General features: G+C 72.3%; 11 protein-coding genes. 2 read left to right on the forward strand and 9 right to left on the reverse strand.

The window, feature by feature from the left end:
• Window positions 1–45: 45 nt before the first annotated feature.
• On the reverse strand, window positions 46–2280 hold the full coding sequence (locus tag EKD16_RS14265; RefSeq protein WP_131098837.1) for an MMPL family transporter: 2235 nt from the start codon (window positions 2278–2280) through the stop codon (window positions 46–48).
• Window positions 2281–2431: 151 nt separating this feature from the next.
• Between EKD16_RS14265 and EKD16_RS14270 the strand changes: the two genes are divergently transcribed.
• Together EKD16_RS14270 and EKD16_RS14275 are read left to right on the forward strand one after the other, a co-directional pair.
• The gene (locus EKD16_RS14270; RefSeq protein ID WP_131098838.1) at window positions 2432–3187 is read left to right on the forward strand and encodes a TetR/AcrR family transcriptional regulator; all 756 of its coding nucleotides are present in this window, start codon (window positions 2432–2434) and stop codon (window positions 3185–3187) included.
• A 204-nt stretch (window positions 3188–3391) separates the two neighbouring features.
• Window positions 3392–4501, forward strand: coding sequence for a neutral zinc metallopeptidase (locus EKD16_RS14275; protein WP_131098839.1), 1110 nt, complete (start codon window positions 3392–3394; stop codon window positions 4499–4501).
• A 66-nt stretch (window positions 4502–4567) separates the two neighbouring features.
• Here the strand turns inward: EKD16_RS14275 and EKD16_RS14280 are convergent, their stop codons facing one another.
• From EKD16_RS14280 to EKD16_RS14315, 8 genes are all read right to left on the reverse strand, one after another.
• Window positions 4568–5923 carry an FAD-dependent oxidoreductase gene (locus tag EKD16_RS14280; protein WP_131098840.1) on the reverse strand — a complete coding sequence of 452 codons (1356 nt, stop codon included), beginning with the start codon at window positions 5921–5923 and terminating at the stop codon, window positions 4568–4570.
• 70 nt (window positions 5924–5993) lie between these two features.
• A complete protein-coding gene (dxs, locus tag EKD16_RS14285) occupies window positions 5994–7922 on the reverse strand; it encodes a 1-deoxy-D-xylulose-5-phosphate synthase (RefSeq protein WP_131102550.1) in 1929 nt (642 codons plus the stop codon).
• A 112-nt stretch (window positions 7923–8034) separates the two neighbouring features.
• Complete coding sequence (gene mug, locus EKD16_RS14290; RefSeq protein WP_131098841.1) at window positions 8035–8688, reverse strand: G/U mismatch-specific DNA glycosylase; 654 nt, start codon at window positions 8686–8688, stop codon at window positions 8035–8037.
• A 12-nt stretch (window positions 8689–8700) separates the two neighbouring features.
• Window positions 8701–9423 (reverse strand): sulfite exporter TauE/SafE family protein, encoded by a 723-nt coding sequence (locus EKD16_RS14295; protein WP_131098842.1) that lies wholly within the window; start codon window positions 9421–9423, stop codon window positions 8701–8703.
• Between the two features lie 203 nt (window positions 9424–9626).
• On the reverse strand, window positions 9627–10892 hold the full coding sequence (locus EKD16_RS14300; RefSeq protein WP_131098843.1) for a sugar ABC transporter permease: 1266 nt from the start codon (window positions 10890–10892) through the stop codon (window positions 9627–9629).
• Window positions 10892–11668 carry an ATP-binding cassette domain-containing protein gene (locus tag EKD16_RS14305; RefSeq protein ID WP_131098844.1) on the reverse strand — a complete coding sequence of 259 codons (777 nt, stop codon included), beginning with the start codon at window positions 11666–11668 and terminating at the stop codon, window positions 10892–10894. Before EKD16_RS14305 ends, EKD16_RS14300 begins: the two co-directional genes overlap by 1 nt.
• Window positions 11669–11800: 132 nt before the next feature.
• Window positions 11801–12919 (reverse strand): ABC transporter substrate-binding protein, encoded by a 1119-nt coding sequence (locus tag EKD16_RS14310; protein WP_131102552.1) that lies wholly within the window; start codon window positions 12917–12919, stop codon window positions 11801–11803.
• A 270-nt stretch (window positions 12920–13189) separates the two neighbouring features.
• Complete coding sequence (locus EKD16_RS14315) at window positions 13190–14359, reverse strand: ROK family transcriptional regulator (RefSeq protein WP_131098845.1); 1170 nt, start codon at window positions 14357–14359, stop codon at window positions 13190–13192.
• Between the last annotated feature and the right edge of the window lie 54 nt (window positions 14360–14413).

Raw genomic sequence — 14413 nt, forward strand, 5'->3', positions numbered from 1 at the left:
GGACGCCGGTACGGGCGCGCTCGCCCGCGCCCGGCGATGACCCGGTCACCCCGAGCGCGCGGGCTCGCGGTCGCCGGAAAGCGGTTCCTCCTCGGTGATGTCCTCTCCCTCGGTGATGCCGATGCGGTCGTGCAGCCGGCGCAGCGGCCCGGGCAGCCACCAGTTCGCCCGGCCCAGCAGCCGCATGGTGGCCGGCACCAGCAGCGCCCGCACCAGCGTCGCGTCCACGATCACGGCCATCGCCAGGCCCATCCCCATGATCTTGAGGAACAGCAGGTCGGACAGGCCCATCGCGGCGAGCACCACCACCAGCAGGATCGCGGCGCTGGTGATGATGCGGCCGGTGCGCTGCAGTCCGGTGGCCACCGAGTGGCGGTTGTCGCCGGTGCGGGCGTACTCCTCGCGGACGCGGCTGAGCAGGAACAGCTCGTAGTCCATCGCCAGGCCGAACGCCACGATGACGATGAGCACGAGGAACGTCGGGTCGATGGTGCCCACGGTGGTGAAGTCCAGCACCCCCGAAAGGTGGCCCTCCTGGAAGCCCCACACGACCACCCCGAGTGAGGCGCCCAGTGACAGCGCGCCCATGATCACCGCCTTCAGCGGCAGCACCACGGAGCCGAACGCCAGGAACAGCAGCACCAGGGTCACCGCGACGACGAAGGCCAGGGTGGCCGGCAGGGCGTCGACGATCGCGGCGACGTTGTCGATCTGCATCGCGGCCGGTCCGCCGACGAGGACCTCACCGGCCCCCTCGGGCGGCGCCGCGTCGCGCACCTCGCGCACCAGTTCGGAGGTGGCGGGGGCGTCGGCGGCGCCCTCGTAGGCGACGGTGATGTGGGCGACGTCCTCGCCGGTGCGGGCGACCTCGGCCGACTCCGCGCCTTCCAGGCCGCCCAATCGGTCGGCGAAGTCGGCCAGTTCGGACTCACCGACGCCGCCGGTGACCGCGACGTCGATCCGACCGATTCCGCCCGCGGGGAAGTCCTCGCGCAACGACTCCATGGCCTGGCGGCTGGTGGCGCTCTGCGGCAGGTAGCGCTCGTCGCTCGAACCCAGTTCGGTGTAGGCCAGCGACGAGGCGAACGCGACCAGCACGCCGCCGACGACGACCAGGTAGAGCACGGGCCGCCGCATCACGCTGTGCGCCAGGCGCGCCCAGCCGCCCTCGCGGTGCCGTGCGCGTGGGGGCCGCCCGGCTTCGGCGGCCCGCGCGCGCACCAGCTCGCGGCGGCGCCGCCCGCGGGCGAACAGGCGCAGGGCGTCGATGCGCCGCCCGGTCACCGACAGCAGTGCCGGCAGCGCGATCAGGGCCGCCAGCACGTCGAAGAGCACGACGGCGATGCCGCCGAACCCGATGGAGCGCAGGATGGGCTGGGGGAAGAACAGCAGTCCGGCGAAGGCGATCATCACGGTGATGCCGGAGAAGGCGACGGTGCGCCCGGCGGTGGAGAGCGTGCGCGGCACGGCCTCGCTCACCGACGCGCCGCGCCCCAGCTCCTCGCGGAAGCGGCTGACGATGAACAGGCCGTAGTCGATGGCCAGCCCCAGGCCCAGGATGGTGGCGACGTTGACCGCGAAGACCGAGACCTCGGTGACGTGGGTCAGCGCCCGCAGCAGGGTGAGCGAGCCCAGGATGGCCATCCCGCCCACGGCCAGCGGCATCAGCGCCGCCACGACGCCGCCGAAGATCACCACCAGCAGCACGAGCAGGACGGGCAGCGAGATCAGCTCGGCGCGGACCACGTCGGACTCGGCCTGGGTGGACAGGTCGTACTGGACACCGAGGACGCCGCCGATGTTCGTCTCCAGCGGACCGGCGTCCAGCTCCTCCCGGATGGCCTCGAAGTTGTGCATCCGCTCGCGGTCGGAGTCGCCGGCCAGAGTGATCGGCACGTAGGTGGCGTGGCGGTCCTCGGAGATGAGGACCCCGCGCTCGGTGCGGCCGAGGTCTTCGTCCAGGTAGGTCTGCATCGACCGGATGCGGTCGTCGGGCAGGTCCTCGCGCAGGTTGCGGATCTGCGCGGCGAAGGAGGGGTTGTCGATGCGGATTTCGTCGCTGCGGTAGACGGCGACGACGTCGACCTGGTCGTGGCCCAGCTCCTCTTCCAGCACGTCGGCCGCGCGGGAGGACTCCGCCTGCGGGGGTTCGAAGCCGCCGTCGCTGACCGCACCGAAGACACCGGTTCCCCACACCGCGGAGAAAGCGGCGAACAGGGCCGTAGCGACGAGCACCCACACCCGCCACCGGTGGGTGAACCTGCCCAGAGCTGCGAACATGCCCCCGCTCCCCGTTGTCGCGCGGCGTATAGTGGAAGAAAAGTGAACACCGTTAGCGCGCTTACGGCGTTAACCGAAGAAATCGGCGTTTACCACACTATTCTCACACGCGACCGCCCGGGACGCCCCTGGGGGTCGAGAAGGACGAGGTTTGACCAGAGAGCCGGTATCGCCCCAGGTCGAGGACGTTCCCGCACCGAACCGGCGCGCACGTGTGCGCGAGGCCACAGCGCGCGAGATCAAGCAGATCGCCCGGCGCCACCTGACATCGCACGGGGCCTCGGGAGTCTCGCTGCGCGCCATTGCGCGCGAGATGGGCATGACCGCGCCCGGTCTGTACCGCTACTTCTCCGGTCTGGGCGACCTGATGGAGGCGCTGCAGGCCGAACTGTTCGCCGAACTGTCGGCCGCCGTGGACGCCGCCGAGGCGTCGCTGCCGGCCTTCGACGCCGACGGCCGGCTGCTCGCCGCGCTGCGCGCCGTGCGCGCCTGGGGGCTGGCGAACCGGGCCGAGTTCGCGCTGCTGTTCGGCCCGGCCGCGCCGCAGGCCGCCGACGTCGAGGACAGCCCCGCCGCGGAGGCCGGCCGACGCTTCGCGTCCACCTTCGTCGCCCTGTTCGACCAGCTCATCGCCGAAGGCCGTTTCACCGTGCCCGACGAGCCCGAGGTGTCGGCCGCCCTGTCCGCCCAGCTGGAGGCATTCGCCCGCCTCACCGGGTTCAGCGGCGGCCGCGCCTCGACCGGCGCCGTGCGTGTACTGCTGAGCTGCTGGGTGCGCTTCTACGGCCTGGTGTGCATGGAGGTCTTCCAGCACCTCGGCTTCGTCTCCGACGACATGGAGGCCGTCTTCGAGGCGGAGCTGCGCGACCTGGTCTCGGGCCTCGGGGTCGTCTACCGCGCTCCCTGACACCGACCCCGGTCCCCCACCCGCCGCGTCGAGACGCCCCGCCGCGCGGCCGGCCCGCTCGCCCCCTCCGTCCGGGCCGGGAGCGGAGCGCGTGCGCTACGCTCCGCTGTACGCCCGGATAGGGTGGATGGTCACGCTTGCCGGTCTTGCCCGTCCGGTCGGCCGTGGCACCCCTCAGCCGCACGACCGAGAAGGGTCACCCCCGTGGAGCCCACCCCCGACCGCGAGTGGCCGGGGTACGGCCGCCCGTACGCGCCCACTCCCCCGCCCGGCGCATTCGGACCCGCGGCCGCGTCCCCGCCGCCGCCCTACGGACACCCGGGCGCCGGGCCGTATGCAGCGGCTCCGCACGCCCCCGTTCCCGGCGCCCCTGCTCCGTGGCCCTCCGCGCAGTGGGCGCAGGACGGCGGTGCGGGCGCCTTCGTACCGCCGCGCCGACCCGACCGCTCCCCCGTGGTCTGGGTGGCCGTGGGCGCAGCGGCCGTCACCTCGGTCGCAGCCTTCGCGCTCTGCGCGCTGCTGGTGGTGATGGCGCCGCCGCCCCAGCAGTCGCAGGGCCCGCCCGCGAGCGCCGACCCCGCCCGCTACACCAGCAGAGAGTTCGCGGCCCGGCCCTCCGCGGTGAAGGTCGACATCGACGACCACCCCGTCTACGAGCTGCCCATGCCCGAACAGGTCGCCTGCGACGTGCCCGAACTCGACCCCGAGTCCGGCTCTTCCTGGGACGCCTTCAGCAACCGGCTCGGGGACTGCCTGGGCGAGCTGTGGCGGCCCCGGCTGGAGAAGCTGGGTCTGCGCACCCCCGAGCCGGAGTTCCGTATCAGCCATACCGACCCCGACTCCGGATCGGGTGGGGAGGACCTGACGCTGGCCTACTACGAGATGGAACCGATGGCCATCACCGTGTTCATGCCCAACGTCGGCGAACTCTCCCGCTACATGCCCGACAGCAGCCACGAGGCCGTGTTCGGCGCGCTCATGGCACACGAGTACGGCCACCACGTGCAGCGGCTGACGGGCATCCTCGACGTCAGCTACGAACTGGAGCGCGAGGCCGCCGACGAGGGCGCGCGGCTGGAGCAGCTGCGGCGCACCGAACTGCAGGCCGAGTGCCTGGCCGGGGTCGGGCTGCGGGGCCTGAAGCCCTTCGGCCGTTCGGAGATCGACCGGGCCAACGACCTCATCAACGGCGGCGGCGACCTCGACTCCCACGGCTCGACGGCCAACCGCCGCCGCTGGTTCGACAAGGGCGCGCGCCTCGACACGATCGGCGCCTGCAACACCCACGCCGCACCCGACGCGCAGGTGGAGTAGGCGCCCGGCCCCGGCCGGCGTGCGCGCCGCCGCACACGCCCGCCCGGGCGGGCCCGTGGCGCCGACTCAGCGGCCGATCGCGCCGTAGATGTCCTCCCAGCTGCGCAGTTTCACCCGCTCGCCGCGGCCCAGCTCGGCGCCCAGCTCGGCCTCGGCGGCATCGATGGTCAGCCAGTCGCCGTAGTCGGTGACAGCCGCCCCGCTGCCCTGCAGGACACGTTCGACGGGCTCCAGTGCCGCCGCACCGGCGCGCAGCCGGGCCGCGTCGTCGAGCAGGCTGCGCACCGTCGCGGCCGCGTCGGACTTGTTGGTGCCGATCACCCCGGTCGCCCCGCGTTTGATCCAGCCCGCGACGTAGTCGCCGCGGCGCACCTCGCCGCTCGCGTCGAGCACCCGGCCCTCGCTGTGCGGGACGGTGCGGGACTCCTCGTCGAAGGGCACCCCGGGCAGCGGCGTCCCGGCGTAGCCGATGGAGCGGAAGACCATGCCCGCGTCGATCGTGTCGAAGACGCCGGTGCCCCGCAGGCGCCCGTCGGCGTCGAGCTCGGTCTCCTCCACGCGCAGGCCCGTCGTGCGCTCCTCGCCCAGCACCTCGACCGGGCGTGCCCAGAAGCGGATCGCGATGCGGCGCGGGAGGTCGCGGTCGGCGCGCTCGGCCCACTCCGTGAGGACCTTCAGGTTCGTGCGGGCCGCGCGCTGGGCGTCGAGCATGGCGCGGCTGTTGGGGTCGATGTCGATCTGCTCGGGGCGCACCTCGGCCTCGGCGTTCTCCAGCCGGCCCAGATCGCGCAGCTCCGGCGCGGTGAACTTGGCCTGCAGCGGGCCGCGCCGGGCCAGCAGGTGGATGCGGCGCACCTTGCTGGCCGCCAGCACGTCGAGCATCGGCTGCGGAACGTCGGTGCGGTGCAGCTCCTCGGCGTCCTTGGCCAGGACGCGCACCACGTCCAGGGCGACGTTGCCCGCGCCGACCACCGCTACCTCCTCGGAGTCGAGCAGGAAGGACTCGACCTCGGAGTCGGGGTGGCCGCAGTACCAGTTCACGAAGTCGGTCGCGGCGACGCTGCCGGGCAGGTCCTCGCCCGGGATGCCCATGCGGCGGTCCACGCTGGCGCCCGTGGCGTAGACGACGGCGTGGTAGGAGCGGGCCAGTCCTTCGCGGGTGAGGTGGCGGCCGAACTCCACGCCGCCGACGAAGCGGACCTCGGGCCGCTCCAGGATCTCGCGCAGGGAGCGCGCCACCCCCTTGATCTTCGTGTGGTCGGGGGCGACACCGTAGCGGACCAGGCCATAGGGGGTGGGCAGCCGGTCGACGATGTCGACGGCCACCTCCTCGCGGCTTTGCCGGGTGAGGGCGTCCGCGGCGTAGATGCCCGCGGGGCCGGAGCCGATCACCGCCACCCGCAGCGGATCGGGAGACGTCATGGCCCCATTCTGGCCCATGTATCCGGCACGGCGCTGCCCTTGGGGCACACGGGCTCCATCGCGTGGCGCGCTACTTGCCCGCGGGCTCCTCGTCGGAGGGCTGCCGCTCGTCCTGGCGCGAGACGGTCTCGGTGAGCTTGCGGGCCAGGCTCTGCGGGCTCAGGCCCAGCTCGGCGAGGATGTCGTCGCGCTTGGCGTGGTGCAGGAACTCCTGCTCGATGCCGAAGGTGCGCACCGGGATGTCCAGCTCGGCGTCGCGCAGCGTGCGCGCCACGGCGTCGCCGACGGCGCCCACGCGGCCGTTGTCCTCGACGACGGCGACCACGCGGTGGCGGCCGGCCTCGTCGACCAGAGCGGGGTCGAGCGGTTTGACCCACCTCGGGTCGACCACCGTGACACCGATTCCCTGGTCGGCCATGCGGTCGGCGACCTCGCAGCAGGTCTGGGCCATGGGCCCCACGGCCACCAGCAGCAGGTCTTCGCCGTGCCCGCCGCCGGTAGCGCGGCGCAGGACGTCCATCGAGCCGACGCGGCCCACCGCCTCGATCTCGGGCGCCACGGCACCCGTCGGATAGCGCAGCGCGGTCGGCGCGTCCTCGACGGCGACCGCCTCGCGCAGCTCCTCGCGCAGCCGGGGCGCGTCGCGCGGCACGGCCAGCCGCAGGCCGGGAACCACCTGCAGGAGGGAGAGGTCCCACATGCCGTGGTGGCTCGCACCGTCGGGGCCGGTGACCCCGGAGCGGTCCAGGCAGAACGTGACGCCCTGGCCGTGCAGGGCGGCGTCCATGAGCACCTGGTCGAAGCAGCGGTTGAGGAAGGTGGCGTAGACGGCGATGACGGGGTGCAGCCCGCCCATGGCCAGGCCGGTGGCCGAGGTGGTGGCGTGCTGCTCGGCGATGCCGACGTCGAAGCAGCGGTCGGGGTAGGCCTCGGCGAAGGGCGCCAGCCCCGTGGGGTGCAGCATCGCCGCGGTGATGCCGACGATGTCGGAACGCTCGGCGCCGAGGGCGACGATCTCCTCGCTGAAGACCTTGGTCCACTTCTGGGGTGCGGGCGCGGGCTCCTCCGCGGGCGCCTTCGGTGCGGGCTTGGCCGCTCCGATGGCGTGGAACTGGTCCTCCTGGTGGTTCTCGGCGGGGGCGTGGCCCTTGCCCTTCTGCGTGAGGCAGTGCACGATCACCGGGCCGCCGAAGCCGCGGGCGCGGCGCAGCGCCTTCTCCACGGCCTGCTCGTCGTGGCCGTCGATGGGGCCGAGGTATTTCAGGCCCAGGTCCTCGAACATCATCTGCGGCTGGATGGCGTCCTTGAGGCCCTTCTTCAGCCCGTGCAGCGCCTCGTACAGCGGCTGGCCGACCACCGGCGCGCGGTTGAGCGCGGACTTGGCGAGATCGAGCGCCTGCTCGTAGCCCTGGGTCATGCGCAGCGAGGCGAGGTGGTCGGCCAGGCCGCCCGTGGTGGGCGAGTAGGAGCGGCCGTTGTCGTTGACGACGATGACCACCCGGCGGTCGGGGCCGGCGGCGATGTTGTTCAGCGCCTCCCAGGCCATGCCGCCGGTCAGCGCGCCGTCGCCCACCACGGCCACGACGCTGCGGTCGGAGCGGCGCTGGATGGCGTTGGCCTTGGCCAGGCCGTCGGCGTAGGAGAGCACGGTGGAGGCGTGGGAGTTCTCGATGAAGTCGTGCTCGGACTCCGCTCGCGAAGGGTAGCCCGACAGGCCGCCCCGGTTGCGCAGCTTGGAGAAGTCCTGGCGGCCGGTGAACAGCTTGTGCACGTAGGACTGGTGGCCGGTGTCGAAGAGGATGGGGTCGCGTGGCGAGTCGAACACCCGGTGCAGCGCCATGGTGAGCTCGACCACGCCCAGGTTGGGACCCAGGTGCCCTCCGGTGCGGGTGACCTCGGTGACGAGGAACTCCCGGATCTCGTCCGCCAGGCGCGGCAGCGCCTCGGCCGGGAGCCGCTTGAGGTCGTCCGGATTGCGCAGCGAGTCGAGTAGCGTCAACGTCTCGTCAGTCCCCTCGTCCGGCGTGTACTGCGGAGTGTCGCCTCCTCCGCGCCCTGCACGCCCCATCCTGCTCGGTTGCACCGAGTCTATGAGCCGCGGGAACCGGCTGTTAACCGGATCCGGCGGCCCGGCCCCGCACCGCCTCGGCCATCGCGCGCAGTTCGGCGGCGATGCCCTCGGTGCTGTAGTGGGCGTTGAGGCCGCTTGGGTTGGGCAGCACCCATACCGGCGTCTCGGCGACGGGTTCCTGACGTGGGCCGATGCGGGCATCAGGGGCGCCGAACGCCTGCCGGAAGGCCGTCACCCCGAGCACCGCCAGTGCGCCGGGGCGGTGGGCGCGCAGAGTCCGCGCCAGAGCCTCGCCGCCGGCGCGCAGCTCCGCTGCGCTCAGCTCGTCGGCGCGTGCGGTGGCGCGGGCCGCCAGATTGGTGACGCCCAGGCCCCAGTGCGGCAGCAGGTGCTGCTCGTCGGGGCGCAGCCGCCGCGGGGTGAGGCCGGCCAGGTGCAGCGCCGGCCAGAACCGGTTGCCGGGGCGGGCGAAGTGGTAGCCGCTCCAGCCGGAGTACAGGCCGGGGTTGATGCCGCAGAAGAGGATGTCCAGGCCCGGCGCGAGGATGTCGGGAATCACCGCACCCCGGGCCGCGGCCAGCTCGTCCTTGCCGGGACGGCGCGGTCCGGCTCCCCGACGCGGCTCGCCGCCGGGCTCGCCGGAGCCCGGCTCGGCGGATTCGCCGGCGGACGCGGTGCTGCGTGGGGCGCTCATCGCCCTCGGAGCCTACCCCAGCGCCGACTGCACGAGCAGCACTATGCCGGAGACCGTGACCACCGCCAGCAGGACGACGCGAATCCTGCCCGCGTCGACGAGGCGGCACAGCGGGCGCCCGGCGAGGAAGCCGGCCGCCACGAAGGGGAGCAGCCACAGTCCGTGGACGATCTCCGTGGACTGCAGCTCGCCGCCGGCCGCCAGCAGGCCCAGCGACATCACCACGCCGACGAGGAAGTAGGCGGCCAGGGTGCCGCGGATACGCGCGGCCTCCTCGTGCTGGTAGAGCAGTGCGATAGGCGGCCCGCCGATGGAGGTGGCCGTACCGGTGAAGCCCGAGAGCAGTCCCGCGGTCAGTAGCGACCCGCGGTTGATGCGGACCCGCACCGCGCGCACGGTCAGCGCGACCGCCACGAGCACCATGGCGCCGACCCCGCCCGCCAGCACCTCGGGGTCGACGGTCGCGACGATCCACACCGCGGCCACCGACCCGGGCAGCCGCCCGGACAGCGCCCAGGCCAGACCGCGCCAGTCGACGTTGCGCCACTCCACCGCCAGCACGAACACCGGCAGCGCTGCGGTGGCGATCAGCATGGTGCCCGGCATCAGGGAGGGGTCGAGCAGCGCCACCACCGGCGCCGCGACCAGTCCCAGGCCCAGCCCCACGCTGCTCTGCACCGTCGCGCCGAGCAGGACGGCGGTACCGGCGGCGAGGAAGAAGGTGAGTTCGGGCATAGGCCGTCGACGCTATACCTCCCGGTGCGGATCGGAGCGGCAGGGGTGGGGCCATCGGATATCCCGGCCGCCACGCGAACAGGGCGGCGCCCCCGGAGGGGAGGGACTCCGGGGGCGCCGGGGCGGCCGCCCGCCCCGGGGTGGGGGTGGGGCGGGCGGCCGGGGGTGCGTGCGCCGGGAGGTGCGCACGCGGGGTAGGCCGATCAGCCTCCTCGGGCGTGGGCGCGGCGGCTGCGGCGGGAGATCGCGTCCAGGGTGACCGCGATCAGCAGCACCAGCGCCGTGATCATGAACCGCACCGGAGTACCCATCTGCAGCAGGTACAGGCCGGAGGTGATCGCGCCCAGGACGAGCCCGCCCAGCAGGGCCGAGTAGGCGTTGCCGCGGCCGCCGAAGAGGCTGGTGCCGCCGATGACCGCGGCGGCGATGCCCATCATCAGCTCCTCGCCGGCAGCGGTGTCCAGGCTGGCCGAGAACGACCGGGAGACGAGCAGGATGCCGCCCATCGCCGAGAGCATGGAGGCCAGCGCGAACACCGAGATCCGCACCGTGTCGACCTTGATGCCGGCGCGTCGGGCCGCCTCCGCGCCACCGCCGACCGCGAAGACCATGCGCCCGTAGCGGGTCTTGCGCAGCATCAGGTCGAAGGCCACCACGAAGCCGACGAAGATCAGGAACGCCAGCGGCACGCCCTTGTACTGGTTGAGGACGAACACTGCGCCGAAGACCGGGACCGCCAGCGCCAGGCTGCGCACCGCGATCTCCACGGGCGGCTTGGCTCCCAGCCCGGCGGCGGCCCGGCGCCGCTCGCCGACCAGGGTGAAGACGACGAAGACACCCACGGCCACGGCGGCGATGCCCCAGCCGAAGGAGGGCACGAAGAAGGTGTGGGTCAGCGCCGCGATCGGGCCGGCGTCGCTGATGTTGACGGTGCCGTCGCTGCCCAGCAGCTGCAGTTGGACGCCCTGCCAACCCAGCAGGCCGGCCAGTGTCACCACGAAGGCCGGTACGCCGACCTTGGCGAACATGGTGCCGTGCAGGATTCCGATGACCAGACCGGTGGCGGCCGCCGCCAGGATCGCCAGCCATTCGGAGATCCCGACCCGTACCGCGAGCACGGCCAGGACCGCGGCCGAGGCTCCGGCCACCGATCCGATGGACAGGTCGATCTCGCCCAGCAGCAGCACCATGATCACGCCGGTGGTCATCAGGCCCACGGCCGACACCTGCACGGCGAGGTTGGACAGGTTCTGCGGCGAGAGGAACCGTTCGTGCAGCAGCTGGAAGACGATGCCGATGGCGATAAGGCCGATGATGACCGGAAGCGGGCCCAGCTCGCCGCCGCGGATGCGCCTCCGCAGGGCGGCCAGCAGGCTGGCCGGGGAGGTGCGGGTGACGAGCAGCCGGGGGTCGCGCTCGAAGGCCGGGTCCTGGGCGGCGTCGTTGGAGACGGGTGCTTGCTGTGCCATCACGCTTCCTCCGTCCGGGTCGCCGATGCGCGCCGGGAGACCGGATTGTCGCTCGCGCCGGTGATGGCCGCCACGATCTCCTCGTAGCTGGTCTCCTCGACGCCGAAGTCCCCGGCGTTGCGTCCCAGCCGCAGCACCGCGGCCCGGTCGGCGACCGCGCGGACGTCGGCCATGTTGTGGCTGACGAGGATGACGCCGAGGCCGCGGTCGCGCAGGCGCTCGATCAGGTCGAGAACCTGGGCGGTCTGGGCCACGCCCAACGCCGCGGTGGGCTCGTCCAGCAGCACGACCTTGGGTTCGCCCAGCAGCGAGCGGGCGATGGCGATGATCTGGCGCTGGCCGCCGGAGAGCGAGGCCACGGGGACCCGCAGGCTGGGCATTTTCACCGAGAGGGAGTCGAGCAGCTTCAGCGCCCGCCGCTCCATCTCGACCTCGTCCAGCGCTCCGAAGGCGGTCTTCTCGACGCCGAGGAACAGGTTGGCCACGATGTCCAGGTTGTCGCAGAGGGCGAGGTCCTGGTAAATGGTGGCGATCCCCAGGCGCTGGGCGTCGGCGGGCCGGCCGATGCTGACCCGGTCGCCGTCCCAGAGGATGTCGCCGCCATCGGCCGGGTTGACCCCGGCGATCACCTTGACGAGGGTCGACTTGCCCGCACCGTTGTCGCCGAGCAGGGCGACGACCTCGCCGGGGCTGACCGTGAGGTCAACCTGGTTGAGCGCCTGTACGGCGCCGAAACTCTTGGATATCCCGGACAGTTCCAGGACTGGTCTACTCAATGTCGCGTCCTTTAGGCTGCGCCCACGACGGGAGTCGCGTGTCTCGTGTTGTCCCGTTGCGACGGGCGCCGGTATGTCCGCAACCGGCGCCCGTCGTGTGTCCGCGGGGGTCGTGTATCCGCGGCGTCCGCGCTACCCCTGATCGATCCCCTGGCAGAAATCGGTGTCCTGGTACCGCTGGGTGCAGATCTCGTCGACGGTGTAGAAGCCGTCGGAGATCACGGTGTCCTCGATGTCGTCGACGGTCACCGGGACCGGCTCGATCAGCACCGACTCGACGGACTTGCCGTCGCCGTCCTCGACCTTGGTCAGGGCGAGGTCGTCCGACTGGGCCTGGTACTTCTTGCCGGTGGCGGCCGCGACCGCCATCTCCGCGGCGACCTGCGCCTCTTGGCGGATCGCCTTGTAGACGGTCATGTACTGCTCGCCGGAGATGATGCGGTGGATGCCGGCGATCTCGGCGTCCTGGCCGGTGATGGGAGGCAGGTCGTCGACGCCGGCGCCCTTCAGCGCGGCCACGACGCCGGCGGCCATGCCGTCGTTGGCGACGTAGACGCCGTCGATGTTGTCGGCGCCGATGGAGGTGATGGCCTGCTCCATCTCCGTCTGCGCCTCGTTGGCGTTCCACCCGGGGGTGTCGTACTCGGCCGCGATCTCCACCTGGCCGTCGAGGACGGCGTGGGCGCCCTCCTTGAACTTCGCGGCGTTGGGGTCGGTCGGCGAGCCGTTGATCATCACGATCTGGGCGTCGTCACCGTTGCCCTGCTCGTCGAGCGCCTGCAGCAGCGACTGGCCCTGCACCTCGCCGACGCGGCGGTTGTCGAAGGAGACGTAGTAGTCCACGCCGCCCTGGGCGAGCCGGTCGTAGGCGACCACGGGCACGCCCTGGCTCTTGGCGTTCTTCACGATGCCCGATGCGGCCTCGGCGTCGACGGCGTCCAGGACGAGCACGTCCACGCCCGAGGTCAGCATCGCCTCAGCCTGGGACTGCTGCTTGGAGGTCTCCTGATCGGCGTTCTGGTACCGCAGCTCGCACTTCTGGCAGAGCTCCTTCAACGACTCCGTGAAGTACGGCTTGTCGTACTCCTCGTACCGGGCCGTCTGGCTCTCCGGCAGCAGCAGGCCGACCTTGAATCCCTCTTCGACGCTCGCTGTGTCGCCGCCTTCTGCCGAGCCACCGGTGGTGGTTGCGCCGCATCCGGTTGCGAACAGGGACAGTGCCGCTGCCGCCCCGACCGCGGCGCGGAACATGAATCCGCTTCGCTTGTTCAACGGGGTTGACCTCCTCCTACGGCCACCGAGCCGGGTTTCGTGGGGGACACCCTGCGCGGATCTGTGCGCCGGGTCACTCGGTGGACCAATGCGGTGAAGTCAAACTCCTCACCCCGTTGACGTCAAGCCTTGAACACATAACTGAAATGTCACGGACTCTTCATTCAACCAGTAAACCAAGAGAAACCGCAGGTCAGAGCCAGTATGACCGCTATGTGATGCTATGTGAAGGATGACCGAATTTTACGGTCAGGTTTCCGCCGCCGACGCCGCTGCCAGCAGCAACGCACCGCGCAGCGCCGCCTCCTCGCCCAGGTCGCCGGCGACGATGCCCATGTCGTCGCGGGCGGTGCCGAGCGTGCCCAGCTCCAGCGAGCGGCGCACCGGCTCCAGCAGCGCCTCCCCCGCCGAGACCAACTCCCCGCCGAGCACCACCAACTGCGGGTTGAACGTGTTGGCCAGCACGCCCAGACCGCGGCCGAGCGCCGCGCCGGCCTCGGCGACCACGCGGCGGCAGCCGGGGTCGCCCTGCTCGGCCGCCGCCACCAGCTCCAGGACGGTCGCGGGCGCGCCCGCGCCCTGGTGGGGCAGCATGCCCAGCAGGTAGGGCGAACCCAGCATCGTCTCCAGGCAGCCGCGGTTGCCGCAGCGGCACACCTGGCCCCGCTCGTCCAGGCCGATGTGCCCGATCTCGCCGGCCGTGCCGCCGGCTCCGCGGAACAGCCGGCCGCCCACGACGATGCCGGCGCCGACTCCCTCGCCGAGCTGCACGTAGATGACGTGCTCGCGCTCGGCGGCGGCCCCGGTGCGCATCTCGGCGAGCGCGCACAGGTTGGCGTCGTTCTCCGCCCGAACAGGCGCGCCCAGCCGCGCCGACAACGCCTCGGCCGGGCGGTACCCCGCCCAGCGGGGCATGCACGTGATGGCGCCGATCTCGCCGGTGCGCAGGTCGACCGGACCGGGCACGGCCGCCGTCACCGCGGCGACGGTCGCGTGGTCCACCCGCACGCGCGTCAGCAGAGTCTCCACCAGCCACACCGCGCGCCGCACGCCGCGCTCGGGCTCGGCGGCCACGTCGTAGGCGATGTGCTCGCGCGCCAGCACCGCGCCCTGGCTGTCGCCCAGGGCCGCGGTGATGCCCGTCAGCCTGAAGTCGACGGCGACCACGGCGCCGGGCGGTCGGATCAGGGTGACCGCCCGGGCCCGGCGGCCGTTGGAGGACGTCTCCCGCACGGAGATGGTTCCCGCCGCGCGCAGGTTGCGTACGATGTTGGAGACGCTGGCGGGCGAGAGCCCGGTATGCCGGGCCAGTTCGGCTTGGGTCAGCGTCCCGCCGCTGCGCAGCGCATCCACCACGCGCTGCTGGTTGGCCCGCCGCAGCGCCGCCTGGGAACCGGGTGTCACCTCGACATCGGTCACGGGGCCCCTCTTCCTCGGTCGCTGAAGGCAGACGCTGCTGGTAAAAGGGAGCTT

The organism is Streptomonospora litoralis, from assembly GCF_004323735.1.
Lineage (GTDB): Bacteria > Actinomycetota > Actinomycetes > Streptosporangiales > Streptosporangiaceae > Streptomonospora > Streptomonospora litoralis.

Coding starts and splice junctions, on each gene's coding strand:
- EKD16_RS14280 (WP_131098840.1), bottom strand. CDS start 5,923: ATGACGTCTCCCGATCCGCTGCGGGTGGCGGTGATCGGCTCCGGCCCC.
- mug (WP_131098841.1), bottom strand. CDS start 8,688: ATGAGCGCCCCACGCAGCACCGCGTCCGCCGGCGAATCCGCCGAGCCG.
- EKD16_RS14295 (WP_131098842.1), bottom strand. CDS start 9,423: ATGCCCGAACTCACCTTCTTCCTCGCCGCCGGTACCGCCGTCCTGCTC.
- EKD16_RS14300 (WP_131098843.1), bottom strand. CDS start 10,892: ATGGCACAGCAAGCACCCGTCTCCAACGACGCCGCCCAGGACCCGGCC.
- EKD16_RS14265 (WP_131098837.1), bottom strand. CDS start 2,280: ATGTTCGCAGCTCTGGGCAGGTTCACCCACCGGTGGCGGGTGTGGGTG.
- EKD16_RS14310 (WP_131102552.1), bottom strand. CDS start 12,919: ATGTTCCGCGCCGCGGTCGGGGCGGCAGCGGCACTGTCCCTGTTCGCA.